The 12,879-nt window shown below is 38.8% G+C and carries 11 protein-coding genes and 1 pseudogene; 5 read left to right on the top strand and 7 right to left on the bottom strand.

Annotated elements, in window-relative coordinates; translation table 11 throughout:
- The first annotated feature begins 189 nt into the window (after positions 1-189).
- From grxC to N5852_RS02650, 3 genes are all read left to right on the top strand, one after another.
- On the top strand, positions 190-459 hold the full coding sequence (grxC, locus tag N5852_RS02660; RefSeq protein WP_262098854.1) for a glutaredoxin 3: 270 nt from the start codon (positions 190-192) through the stop codon (positions 457-459).
- Between the two features lie 3 nt (positions 460-462).
- Positions 463-891 carry a DUF1178 family protein gene (locus tag N5852_RS02655; protein WP_262098852.1) on the top strand — a complete coding sequence of 143 codons (429 nt, stop codon included), beginning with the start codon at positions 463-465 and terminating at the stop codon, positions 889-891.
- A gap of 99 nt (positions 892-990) precedes the next feature.
- Positions 991-1,863, top strand: a complete 873-nt coding sequence (locus tag N5852_RS02650; RefSeq protein WP_262098851.1) for a 3-hydroxybutyryl-CoA dehydrogenase — start codon at positions 991-993, stop codon at positions 1,861-1,863.
- Positions 1,864-2,038: 175 nt separating this feature from the next.
- Here N5852_RS02650 and N5852_RS02645 read toward each other — a convergent pair whose 3' ends face one another.
- Both N5852_RS02645 and N5852_RS02640 read right to left on the bottom strand, forming a co-directional pair.
- Positions 2,039-2,890 carry a hypothetical protein gene (locus N5852_RS02645; protein WP_262098849.1) on the bottom strand — a complete coding sequence of 284 codons (852 nt, stop codon included), beginning with the start codon at positions 2,888-2,890 and terminating at the stop codon, positions 2,039-2,041.
- 518 nt (positions 2,891-3,408) lie between these two features.
- Entirely contained in the window at positions 3,409-3,750 is a 342-nt protein-coding gene (locus N5852_RS02640) for a contact-dependent growth inhibition system immunity protein (protein WP_262098847.1), read from the bottom strand.
- 293 nt (positions 3,751-4,043) lie between these two features.
- Here N5852_RS02640 and N5852_RS02635 point away from each other — a divergent pair.
- Together N5852_RS02635 and N5852_RS02630 are read left to right on the top strand one after the other, a co-directional pair.
- A pseudogene (locus N5852_RS02635) lies at positions 4,044-4,553 on the top strand (IS1595 family transposase); the annotation flags it as partial.
- Between the two features lie 282 nt (positions 4,554-4,835).
- The gene (locus N5852_RS02630) at positions 4,836-5,243 is read left to right on the top strand and encodes a hypothetical protein (RefSeq protein ID WP_262098845.1); all 408 of its coding nucleotides are present in this window, start codon (positions 4,836-4,838) and stop codon (positions 5,241-5,243) included.
- A gap of 177 nt (positions 5,244-5,420) precedes the next feature.
- Here N5852_RS02630 and N5852_RS02625 read toward each other — a convergent pair whose 3' ends face one another.
- The 5 genes from N5852_RS02625 to tkt form a co-directional block, all read right to left on the bottom strand.
- Positions 5,421-6,284 (bottom strand): hypothetical protein, encoded by an 864-nt coding sequence (locus N5852_RS02625; protein ID WP_262098843.1) that lies wholly within the window; start codon positions 6,282-6,284, stop codon positions 5,421-5,423.
- A gap of 510 nt (positions 6,285-6,794) precedes the next feature.
- Entirely contained in the window at positions 6,795-7,823 is a 1,029-nt protein-coding gene (locus N5852_RS02620; RefSeq protein WP_262098841.1) for a class I fructose-bisphosphate aldolase, read from the bottom strand.
- Between the two features lie 125 nt (positions 7,824-7,948).
- Complete coding sequence (locus N5852_RS02615; RefSeq protein WP_262098839.1) at positions 7,949-9,139, bottom strand: phosphoglycerate kinase; 1,191 nt, start codon at positions 9,137-9,139, stop codon at positions 7,949-7,951.
- A gap of 156 nt (positions 9,140-9,295) precedes the next feature.
- Positions 9,296-10,303, bottom strand: a complete 1,008-nt coding sequence (gap, locus tag N5852_RS02610; protein ID WP_262098837.1) for a type I glyceraldehyde-3-phosphate dehydrogenase — start codon at positions 10,301-10,303, stop codon at positions 9,296-9,298.
- A 285-nt stretch (positions 10,304-10,588) separates the two neighbouring features.
- The gene (tkt, locus tag N5852_RS02605; protein WP_262098835.1) at positions 10,589-12,571 is read right to left on the bottom strand and encodes a transketolase; all 1,983 of its coding nucleotides are present in this window, start codon (positions 12,569-12,571) and stop codon (positions 10,589-10,591) included.
- Positions 12,572-12,879 lie beyond the last annotated feature (308 nt).

Genomic DNA, 12,879 nt, shown 5'->3' with positions numbered 1-12,879 from the left:
ATTATCATTATTAATAAATATATACTTATTTATTCTAATATAGTGAAAGTTCAGGGCTTATTGGTTTTAACCATTCGTTTTTTCTCATCAAAAATAGTTTACAGTAGCTTATATTTATAAACTATAGAATGGACTATGCTTGGCATTGCCGCTTTTTATCTCTATATATATTCGTTTAAGGAGAAAAGCGTGTCTATTACAATTTACATCAAAACAGGCTGCCCCTATTGCGCTAAAGCTTTAGCATTGCTTGAACAAAAAAATGTTGAATTTACCACTATTGAAGCTGCAAGTGATCCACAAGTGCGGGCGCAAATGCGTGAACGTGCTAATGGACGCAATACATTTCCGCAAATATTTATTGGCGACATCCATGTCGGTGGTTGCGACGATCTATTCGCGTTAGACGAAGCTGGTAAGCTAGACGAACTTTTACAGTCACATAAAAAAGGGAATTAACAAATGATTCGCTTTAATCTTCACTGTGACGGTGGCCACCATTTTGATGCTTGGTTTCGCTCCAATGATGATTTTGACCTGCAATGTGCTAAAGGTTGGGTTTCATGCCCGCAATGCGAATCAATAAAAATTGCTAAAGATCTTATGGCACCAGCCATTTCAACTTCACGCAAAAAAGAAAAAATGGTGGGCAACGCACTGTCTTCTCAAGAGCGTGATTTTATAGCGCAATGGCGCAAAGTATCGGAGAAAATTCGTGAGGAAGGCGACTATGTCGGCGAAAAATTTGCCGAGGAAGCAAGAAAAATTCACTATGGTGAAGCTATAGAACGCACAATTTATGGCGAGGCCGATGGCGATGAAGTGAAATCGCTCGTAGAGGAGGGTATCGAATTGCTTCCGCTACCAACCTTGCCTGAAAAAAAGAATTAGTTTTCGGCCAAAGGCAGTATTATGGCCCATATAATTTTTGATATTATCACAAAAGCTGTAAATAATGTTTTATGATAATGTTCTGATGGGGAGGACAGCATGATTGAAACAATAGGTATTATTGGCGCCGGACAAATGGGCAATGGTATTGCCCATGCTTGTGCGCTTGCAGGAAAATATGTATTGCTTCATGACCTTTCACAAGAAAAGGCAGAGGCAGCCCTTGCAACCATCAATGGCAATTTAGCGCGACAAGTTGCACTTGGTAAATTATCCGAACAACAAAGGCAGCAGGCACTATCTTTCATTAAGGTGCTGAATAAAAAAGAGCAACTAGGATCTGCTGACCTCATTATTGAAACAGCTTTTGAAAACGAAAAGACGAAGCAAGATATTTTTCATGAACTTTGTCAATTTCTAAATCCACAAGCAATCATTGCCACTAATACATCAACTATTTCCATTACCCGACTAGCCGCTACAACCGACAGACCCGAGCGGTTTATTGGCCTTCACTTTATGAATCCTGTGCCTTTGATGAATCTGGTGGAGATTGTTCGGGGCATTGCAACCGATGACAAAACATTTAATGCGGCAGAGGAATTTATTACAAGTCTTGGTAAAACATTTGTTGTCACGCAAGATTTTCCAGCCTTTGTGGTTAACCGTGTTTTATTGCCGATGATTAATGAAGCAATCTATACGCTTTATGAAGGGGTCGCCAGCGTTGAAGCCATTGATAGTGCCTTGCGCCTTGGTGCCAATCACCCGATGGGGCCGCTGCAACTTGCTGACTTTATAGGGCTTGATACATGTCTTTCCATAATGCATGTTTTACATGATGGCCTATCAGATTCCAAATATCGCCCCTGCCCGCTTTTAATTAAATATGTTGAGGCTGGCTGGCTTGGACGTAAAAGCGAACGCGGTTTTTATGACTACCGTGGAGCAACGCCGATACCCAGTCGTTAATAGTCGTTAAATGCCAATTGACCTATTTTTAACAAAAATCTAAGCAAATTTTTTCATCAATAACGCACCAATATGAATAGTTTAAAGCACCGTACCGTTTTACATTAAATTGCGACGCCCCAATTCTGCAATATAAAATAAAAATCTATTTTTATTGGACTTTCTACTCTCTAATTCATTCATATCTATCGTCGTCAAATTTTTGTTTCGTATAATCAAAATATTCAGGCATAATTTCAGCGGATTGCTGTTTAAGCTGTTGTTTAAATTTTTCAAGTGTAATTTTATAATTTTTCGACTGGTAAATATCAATACCATTCAATACTGTATTTTTTAAACTATTAAATGGAATTAAAACCACTCCATCAAGATAACTTCCAATACGGACAATGGACTGACCATTAGAAGTCTTTATAAAACGATCAGAAAAGTTCAAATGGAAATTTAAATGCAAAGGATTTAGGCGAAAATTAAAGCCAATTCTTTTTAGAATAACATCTACCACGCATATAAAGCTATTATTCTCGTATGCAGCATCCAAATAATATTTAAGAGGCCAATAATGATCAGATTTATCATAAGGTCCACCAAATAGAGTTTTATTGAGGTGAACTTCACGGATATCTATTGGTTCACTGTTTAAAAGAATAGTTTTATGAATCGGATTTTTTTGATTTTGATTGATATTGGGTAAAAACGCATTTCGAATTTTTGCAAGGCCGTTATGAAAATGCTTTTTTTGGTAAAGATCAATTGCTTCTAAAGTAAGCTGTTTAAAAACGTCAATAGGAACTGTTTTTTCTTCTTCGCCATCCTTGCCATAAGTAAAGTTGACCAATCCATCTAACTTATGTCCAAACCCATCTTCAAAATCGATACCCGCTCCATCAACATCAACTCCTATCCCATGCGATAAGCTGTATATTATATCAAGAAACTTACCATCAGAATAAATTCTATTATAAAAATCCACTGCTGTGCGATAGGAAATAGTTTCAGCCCCATTTGTATCAAATAATTTTTCCATTTAACTATTTCCATTACGCAGCAGTTAAAATTAACAGTTTAATTTTTTTGGGCTGACACCTAAGATTGTAATTTGAGGTTGATTTTGAAATCGTCTAGCAACTGTTTAGACATTCTCGTCTTAAAGCGCCATTCACATTCATTCAAAATTAATTAAAATGCTCTTTTTGAAGTTGCATTAAGCTTTCTCATATCTATTTTGATGCCCGTCAAAAACTGGAAATACCATTAATATAATTTTTTGGCTAATTAATAAGCATAGCTTTGTGGTGAACACCCAAGTTGTTCATCTTGTTCCATTTAACTTAGAAATTGTGCTTGCACCTGTTGCTCACCAGCTATTGAACACGACAATTTATGAAAGAAACCTACGACTATATTATGATGAACACCGGCGAAATCAGAGGCTGTGCTAACGATTAGTCCCAAAAAGTAATATTCAAAAAACTCTATGTGCTTAATTATTTTTTTTAACGCATTACACGCATAAATAGATCCAGACCGAACTAAAATCAGGTGTCATTCCTCAACTTTTGAACCTATTACTTTTATCAACCGTTTTTTAATCATCACTAACCAGTCATAGGCAGACATATCATCAGGCATTGGCATATAACCAACACCAGCTTTTACCATTATATCATCATATGCAAAACCAGAGTTATATATTTTTTCAAGTTCATTGCCATATAGTCTTAAAAATTCTGTAATTTCTGCTAAGAGTTTTATCTTAGTTTCATTATTATCAGTATCCATAAATTCATTAATAGCGTCTTCAACCGTTTCGCCGTCTAAACCGAAATCTTGGTGAAAGCGTCCCAAGAATTGCCAAAGACCAGGAAATTTTTTTATAACTATCATTGTGATGAATATCCAGTTTATATCTTATAAATAGTAGGCATAGTTGAATCTCTTCTTAAAACCACTATTATGTTTTAAAAGGGAATGGCAACTGTTTGGCTATTAAGGATACTAACTCCTGTTGATTGAGTAAATGGATGTTGAAAAACATGTGAGTTTTTACTGCCATTTTAAAAATTATGGAGACGGGCATAGATAACTAAAAAAGTTATTGGTAATAAATGGATAAGGCCCTGTGTCAAAGTCGCCATTAACAAGTAAAATAAATTATGCCTAATTAAGTTATTTTTTGAGGCTCAACGGCTCGTTCTGCTCATGTTTTAGCCGGAGCAAACAGCAACACAGCTACACTTTATTTCCATAAGCTGCGAGGGAAAAAAGTTTCCCGACTTGAATAAGAAGCGCCTGAACTTATGTGTGATGAAATTGAACTTAATTAGAGTTATTTTGGTGGGGTGCGTAAAGGCAAAAGAGGACAAGAACGGATGGAAAAACACCCGTATTTGGAATGTTAAAAGTTTACGCTTTTCCTATACCAAATGCCAGCACTGAAATTCTTTTAACGATTATTAGGCAATCAATTAAGCCAGATTCCATTATTTATCGAGATAAGCTTTTCTGCCTATGATGTTCTCGATGTATCTGAGTTTCACCATGAGCGGATCAACCATTCAAAAACCTTTGTGGATAATCGCAATAATATCAAATGGATTGAAATTTTCTGGAACCACACCAAGCTGCGTGTGCGTAGCTTTAATGGTATCCCAAAAGAGTACTTTCACCTCTACTTAAATGAGTGTGAGTAGTGTTTTAACTATCATTCAACACAGAATTTGATTAAAGTATTGTCAAGTTGGGCGAAATAATTATACTCACCTCTTATCTATGCCAGTCCCCCAAATATATTGATCTAAATCTTAAACTCATAAATGCTATGCAAAAAACAGTTTTCTTGCTAGTAAAATATTCAATTAAAAAATAAAATATTTTTATAAAACTACTTATTAACAATTTACCAAAAATGACAAAATATTATATAATTTAAAGCTATTATTTACAATATTTAATTGAGGAGAATAATTTACATGAAATATTTCGGACTTTTTTTATTGATATTTGCTGGTTCAGGATGTGCGCCAATGCAAAGCATTGAGCTTACAACACTTCAACAAAACTATATAAACCGCCCGATTTCAGATATTGAAAATATAATAGGCGCACCAAATAGCACCAGCACAATTGGCGATAAAAAGCAGTATAGTTGGTTTAAAAATCAAACAAGATGGGTTGATATGGCATCAGGGCAAACAATAGCTGGCACGCAATATATCAATGGACGAAACGTTGCCACCACTATAAAAAGTCCACCAATCAGAACAATGCAAAATCTATCATGTAGCTTTGATGTTTTAACCAATAACAGTGGAAAAATTGTTAAGCTATCCCAAACATCTTTTGGCTTAAATTGTTTCGATATCTATTCAAAATTATAATAAGTCTATTATAATTTATAAGCTTGCTAAGAAATTAGCCTTATCTTGTACACAATGACTTATCAAATATTTAAGCAGCAATATGAAAGCGAAGACCTACTAATTAAACATTTGAAAGTCGGCAGTAATGATTTTGCCACCCTATTGGTTTCTTATAAGAATGGTTGTTATCTACAACTAATTATCACCACTTAATTTTTTCTTTTCCATCCATTTTTCATATTTTGTTTTTATCCAATTGGGGCAAACAAAAAAATAGCACAATAATGTAATCAAAACTGCGATAAAGAAGAGTTTAATTGTGCGCCACTGCAAACTATAGTGACTAATTACAAAGCCGCTCGTCATATTGGAGGGCATCAGGCGGGACGCATAAATCCTATTCGCCGCTATATTATCGGCACTACTCTGCTGATCATCAATGAAATAATACATTTTGCGTACGTAGGTAACGCCTTGATAACTGATCGCGCGTACATCACAAACACGATCCGATAGGATTGCATACTCCCGGAGCCCACCGCCCTTAACTGGAAAAAAACAATATCTCTCACGGCCACCTGGATTAGTGCTCGGCAAAAGGGACCGAGAAGTCGCCTCCGGCACAACTACGGGATCAACATAAACAAGCCAATCTTTACCAAGAGCAATGCCATGTTGAGCAATAAGAAGACTTACAAAAATAAAAGGTACAAAAATAAAAGGCTTTTTCAAAAGTCCCTTTTTAAGCTCAAAAAAATGCGCAATGCGTATAATGAACAAAACAATAGAATGGGTGAAAACTAACCGAGATATGAAACATTTATATATTACACGAGATAAAGCATCTTCACAAAAACCTAAAATTAAAAAGAACAAAAAAAAAGCAATGATCGTAACAAACTGTATCGTGGTACTTTTATTTGCAAAGCTATCGACATCAAATGCAAACCAAAAAACGGAAAATAAAGTTAAATAGTAGGATAAATTAAAGAGTAATGATGTAATAAATGTTACTGCAACGCTGACGTCTTTTTCTGTTACAATAATATCCTTTGACATATGTTTTCCTACAATTTTAAAACCAGCAATATAAAAAGTATTTCTTGTTAAGGTATAATTCTAAATTGAAATTCACTTACATTTCATTAATCAACGAAAGTATTACACATCAAAATTTCTGTTACTTTATGCATATTTTAAGGTAATTTTAAATGACAGATAATAGCCAGCATAGTAAAAACTAACTTATAAAAACGGAACCTGAAAAAATATTCTAAAGGTAAATAGCTAAAATAAGAAATAGAAGAAAATTTACGGCTGTATAAACAGCAGTAAAACAATCAAATTTGATAAAGAAAAAGCTTGCTGCTCTTACATCTTATTAAATTAAAACTTTTTGATTAATATTTTAATTTCTAATATTTGTAATATCATAACCCAAAATATAGGTACCTACTTGGGTAAAAGCGCAATATTTAAACTGCACTTTTACTTAAATAAATTTTAAAGCAGGTCTATTTATTATCGAAGCGTAGATTTGCTTATAAATTGGCAAAATTACAATTTTGCTTAATTATTATTTTCTACCACTTCGCTCCATTTGCCTAATGAGGCAAGGGAATTCATTTTGGCGCGGTGGGTAAAGGCGTTTTGACCAGCTAACACATTTTGCGCCTTTCCATCCCAAGCCTTAATTGCTGCTGCTTGCAAAGCGCGACCATAAGAGAAACTAAGCGGCCACGGCAAATTTCCAATTGCATTCATCGCATTAAGATGGGCTGTCGCCTCAACGTCACCCTGCCCGCCTGATAAAAACGCAATACCGGCAACGCTGGCTGGCACGGTTTCTTTAAGACATTGCACGGTTTTTTGCGCAACCTCTTCAACCGATGCTTTGCGGGCATTTTTGCCATCAATAACCATATTAGGTTTTAATATCATGCCATCTAAGGCGATATTTGCATCATTTAAAGCGATGAAAACTTGTTGCAGTACAAATTTGGTTACATCATAGCAGCGTTCAATCGAGTGATCTGCTGGTACGCCATCCATGAGCACTTCTGGCTCAACGATTGGTACTATATTATTTTCTTGGCAAAGTGCTGCATAGCGAGCCAAAGCTTGTGCATTTTGTAATACTGCTCCACGGCACGGTAGGCTTTTGCTATCAATAGCAATTACCGCTCGCCATTTAGCAAAGCGCGCGCCCAATTGATAATATTCTTGCAAACGATTGCGTAAACCGTCCAGCCCCTCAGTAATGGTTTCATTGGCAAAAAGTGCGAGTGGCTTTGCGCCCTCATCTACCTTGATACCGGGAATTGATCCAGCCGCCTTGATAAGATCGGTCAACATTTGACCGTTTGAAGCCTTTTGACGAATAGTTTCATCATAAAGAATGACACCAGAAATATAATTTTCTATCGCATCTTTGTCGGAAAATAACATTTCGCGATAGTTGCGGCGATTTTCTTCCGTTGATTCAAGATGAATAGCATCAAAGCGCTTTTTAATTGTGCTGTTGCTTTCATCGGCCGCAAGAATCCCCTTGCCAGTAGCCACCAATTTTTTGGCAATATCTGCTATACGTTCGCTCATTCACGGCTTCCTATAAGAGTTAACTATATGATTTTAGTAATGATAGGCAGAACAAATATGCTTTCATAAGGCAATGCCCAGTTTCCAAAAAACTTGGTAAGGAGCATTGCCTTGATGTTTAATCTTTATATTTCTAGCGCAATAACACCTGGAAGCGGCTTGCCTTCCATCCATTCAAGGAAAGCACCGCCAGCGGTTGAAATATAGGTAAACTTATCAGCAACGCCAGCATGATTAAGTGCTGAAACCGTATCTCCGCCGCCAGCCACTGAAACAAGCTTGCCTTGTTTCGTACGCTCGGCAACGCGTTTTGCAACTTCAACCGTTGCATGATCAAAGGGTGTTAATTCAAACGCACCAAGCGGACCATTCCACACCACGGTGGAAGCTTCATCAATAACCGCATTGATACGCTCAATCGAATTATCGCCAGCATCCAAAATCATGCCGCCTGCTGGTATTGCATCAATGCCGTAATTGTGATGGTCAGCATTTGCTTCAAACCGACTTGCAACAACCGCATCAATTGGCAAAATAATCGCACAATTTTGCTTTTCGGCCTTAACCATAATGGCTCGTGCTGTATCACCAAGTTCATGTTCGCAAAGAGATTTTGCGACGCTATAGCCTTGGGCTGCCAAAAATGTATTAGCCATACCGCCGCCAATAACCAGCGCATCAACCTTATCAATAAGATTATTCAAAAGGTCAATCTTGGTTGAAACCTTGGCTCCACCAACAATTGCAACAACTGGCTTTTTAGGTTGCCCCAGACCTTTTTCCAAGGCTTCCAATTCGCCCTGCATAGCGCGGCCAGCATAGGCTGGCAAGACATGGGCAAGACCTTCAGTGGAAGCATGGGCACGGTGAGCGGCGGAAAACGCGTCATTGACGTAAATATCGCCATTTATTGCTAGAGCTTTAACAAATTCAGGATCGTTCTTTTCTTCACCGGCATGAAAGCGTGTATTTTCAAGCAAAAGAACATCGCCATCTTTCATTGCATCCACGGCTTTTTTAGCCGGCTCGCCAATGCAATCATCGGCAAAAGCAACTTTTTGTCCTAAAACACCTTCTACCGCAGAAATAATCTGTTTTAAGGAATCTTCAGCAACGACCTTACCCTTGGGGCGACCAAAATGAGCAAGCAAAATCACTTTTGCACCATGGTCAGATAGTTCGGTTATCGTGCGTTTTACTCGCTCAATACGGGTAACATCACTTACCTTGCCATCACTTACAGGTACATTCAAATCGACACGCAAGAGTACGCGTTTTGATTTTACATCAACATCATCTAAAGTTTTAAATGCCACTTATCTTCTCCTCATTGCATTTAGTCAAATGCATACAATAGCTTGGGCACGCCGCCCTAAAACACTTTAAAAAACATAACGCCACACATTTTCCAGCTGAAAATGCATGGCGTTATAATATTCACGCGCTAATCTTAAAGGATAAGCGCATCAGCATTAAATGGTCTTTGCCAAAGCAACAGCTGTATCACTCATACGGTTTGAGAAGCCCCATTCATTATCATACCAAGTAAGAATACGGCACATTGTACCTTCCATAACTTTTGTCTGATCGGTGTGGAACACTGAAGAATGTGGATCATGATTGAAATCATGACTTACCAATTTTTCATCGGTAAAGCCTAAAATACCTTTAAGCTGACCATTGGCTGCATTACGGATAAGATCATTGATTTCTTCAACTGATGTCGCGCGTTTGGCAATGAAAGTAAGGTCGACTACAGAAACATTAGGGGTTGGTACGCGAATAGCAACGCCATCAAGCAGGCCTTTAAGTTCAGGCAAGACAAGACCAACAGCCTTAGCAGCACCGGTTGAAGTCGGGATCATTGACAAGGCAGCCGCGCGAGCGCGATAGAGATCCTTATGCATTGTGTCCAAGGTTGGCTGATCACCCGTATAAGAATGGATGGTGGTCATAAAACCTTTTTCAATGCCGATTGAATCATTCAACACTTTAGCAACAGGTGCCAAGCAGTTGGTGGTGCAAGATGCATTAGAAACCACCTTATGATCGGCAGTAAGCTTATCATGGTTTACACCATAAACAACCGTAAGATCAGCACCATCAGCAGGAGCCGAAACAAGAACGCGCTTTGCACCAGCTTCAAGATGCATAGCAGCCTTATCGCGTGCGGTGAAAATACCGGTGCATTCAAGGGCGATATCAACATTATTTTCAGCCCAAGGCAGTTCTTTTGGGTCACGAACGGCATAAACCTTGATTGGGCCACGACCAGCATCAATTGTATCGCCGGCAACAGTCACGGTACCAGGAAAACGACCATGCACAGAATCGTAACGGAGAAGATGGGCATTTGTTTCAACTGGACCTAGATCATTAATGGCAACAACTTCGATGTCGGTACGACCGCTTTCGATAATTGCACGCAAAACATTGCGTCCGATACGGCCAAATCCATTAATAGCTACACGTACTGCCATGGGTATTCTCCTGATTATTGGCATAATTTAAATATATGGCTTTTTAAGCCTATACCAAGTGAACTTATACGATAGTGATTTTATACAAAAAAAGGTAATTTTAAAAGCGATAATCCCATATTAATCTGTGGCATTGGAACGCATGATCTAAACTTAACGCCCAATTTTTGCCAATTAATGACGATTTCTTTTTAGCAACAAATATTTATACCTATTCTTGAAAAAATATATCTTTTAATAAGGAATAAGAAAAAAGCCGGCGGAAAAAACGCCGGCTTGATAAGATTATTGAAGCTTTTCTTTTGCAGCAGCAACAACAGCATCGCTGGTAATGCCAAAATGCGGATAGAGTTCTTCAATTGGACCACTGGCACCAAAGCCATGCATACCAATAAAGATACCATCATTGCCAATGAAGCTGTCCCAACCTTGGCGAATAGCCGCTTCAACCGCAATTTTAACTGGCGCGGAACCAATCAGAGCCTTGCGATAGGATGGTGATTGTTGCTCGAACAATTCAAAACATGGCACAGACACAACGCGGGTTGCAATGCCCTGCTTTTCCAGAACATCACGGGCATTAACCGCAATTTCAACTTCCGAACCGCTGGCAAAAATGGTGACCTTTGCTTCATCGCTTGCAGTTACCAACTCATAGGCCCCAAGACCACAAAGATTGTCGCTATCAAACTCTTTACGCAAACTTGGCAAATTTTGACGAGTAAGCGCGATAGTTGATGGCGCTTTGTGGGATTTTAATGCTAATTGCCAGCATTCTACAGTCTCAGTCACATCCGCAGGACGGAAAACCAAGTGATTTGGAATAGCGCGTAAGGAAGCTAGATGCTCAACTGGCTGATGGGTTGGACCATCTTCACCAAGACCGATGGAATCATGTGTCATTACATAGATAACGCGGATACCCATAAGTGATGATAGGCGCATTGCAGGGCGCGCATAATCGGCAAAGCACAAGAATGTGCCTGAATAAGGAATGATACCACCATAAAGTGACAAGCCATTCATGATTGCGCCCATTGCATGTTCACGCACGCCATAATGCATATAACGACCAGAAAAATCATCAGGCGTTATGCTTTTGGTCTGGCTGGTCTTAGTATTGTTTGAACCAGTCAAGTCAGCCGAGCCACCGATGGTTTCATTCACAACACCATTAATGACCTCCAATGCCATTTCGGACGCCTTACGCGTTGCAACCTTAGGCTGATCATTGGCAAGCTTTTGCTTATATTCATCAATTGCCGCATCAAAATTGCCCGGCAAGTCACCACGCATCAAGCGGTCAAATTCTGCGCGAGTATTGGCGTCCAGCGCTTCATATTTTTTTGTCCACTCAACATGCTTTTTAGCAGAATTAAGACCTGACAAACGCCAGCTGTCCAAAATATCTTCAGGTACAATAAATGGTTCGGCAGTCCAGTTTAGAGCTTTACGAGTTGCAGCAATTTCTTCTGCGCCAAGGGGTGAACCATGCACCTTATTGGTGCCAGCCATATGAGGCGAGCCAAAACCAATAGTAGTTTTGCAAGCAATAAAGCTTGGCTTATCGGATTGTTTAGCTTTTGAAATAGCATCAGCAATTGCCTGTTGATCATGACCATCAACATAGAATGTATCCCAACCAACAGCCGCAAAACGTGCTAACTGGTCAGTATTGTCAGCAACATTTACATTACCATCGATGGTGATGTTATTATCATCCCATAATAAAATAAGCTTGTTGAGCTTTAAATGGCCAGCAAGAGCAATGGCTTCTTGCGAAATGCCTTCCATTAAGCAACCATCGCCAGACAAAGCAAAAGTGTAGTGGTCAACAAGATCACCAAAACGCGCATTCATCAAACGCTCACCAAGAGCCATACCAACGGCGTTGGCAATACCTTGACCTAATGGGCCGGTCGTTGTTTCAATACCAGCGGCGTGACCATATTCAGGATGCCCTGCAGTGCGAGCGCCCAATTGCCGGAAATTTTTAATTTCTTCAATGGTGATATCTTCATAGCCAGTTAGATAAAGCAATGAATAAAGCAACATAGAGCCATGGCCGGCTGAAAGCACGAAGCGATCACGATTAGGCCAATGAGGCTTTTTAGGATCATGCGACATAAATTGGGTATAAAGCACGGTGGCAATATCTGCCGCACCCATTGGTAGGCCGGGGTGGCCCGAATTGGCTTTTTGTACGGCATCGATGGAAAGAAAGCGGATGGCGTTAGCCATCTGGTTTTGTTTCTCTGAATTTGTCATGAGCTTATTTTTCGCTTAATCTGGCATTGACGGGATGGATGTAAACACGCCTTTTAAAAAGACTTAACCACAAATATCACTTAAGGTGATTAAGTCAATATTAACGACAAATATACCTTACTTCAATAGCAGTTTGAATTGCAATAACTGTTTGGTAGCTATTTATTTTATAATATTTTTTCAAAGCAAGCCTTAAACCCCTTGTCTGGAAAATAGTGTGGCAAACAACCAACTCATTGTTCAACAACCAATCAAATTGCTTTATTGTAGCCGTTTGTTTGAAAGATAAGTGGAATAAAATAAATTAA

The organism is Bartonella sp. HY328, from assembly GCF_025449335.1.
Taxonomy (GTDB): domain Bacteria; phylum Pseudomonadota; class Alphaproteobacteria; order Rhizobiales; family Rhizobiaceae; genus HY038.
Note: the sequence above shows the minus strand (reverse complement) of the source record. Positions and strands in the feature narration are given on the sequence as shown.

Coding starts and splice junctions, on each gene's coding strand:
- N5852_RS02640 (WP_262098847.1), bottom strand. CDS start 3,750: ATGATAGTTATAAAAAAATTTCCTGGTCTTTGGCAATTCTTGGGACGC.
- N5852_RS02655 (WP_262098852.1), top strand. CDS start 463: ATGATTCGCTTTAATCTTCACTGTGACGGTGGCCACCATTTTGATGCT.
- N5852_RS02630 (WP_262098845.1), top strand. CDS start 4,836: ATGAAATATTTCGGACTTTTTTTATTGATATTTGCTGGTTCAGGATGT.
- tkt (WP_262098835.1), bottom strand. CDS start 12,571: ATGACAAATTCAGAGAAACAAAACCAGATGGCTAACGCCATCCGCTTT.
- N5852_RS02625 (WP_262098843.1), bottom strand. CDS start 6,284: ATGTCAAAGGATATTATTGTAACAGAAAAAGACGTCAGCGTTGCAGTA.
- N5852_RS02645 (WP_262098849.1), bottom strand. CDS start 2,890: ATGGAAAAATTATTTGATACAAATGGGGCTGAAACTATTTCCTATCGC.
- N5852_RS02650 (WP_262098851.1), top strand. CDS start 991: ATGATTGAAACAATAGGTATTATTGGCGCCGGACAAATGGGCAATGGT.
- N5852_RS02620 (WP_262098841.1), bottom strand. CDS start 7,823: ATGAGCGAACGTATAGCAGATATTGCCAAAAAATTGGTGGCTACTGGC.
- gap (WP_262098837.1), bottom strand. CDS start 10,303: ATGGCAGTACGTGTAGCTATTAATGGATTTGGCCGTATCGGACGCAAT.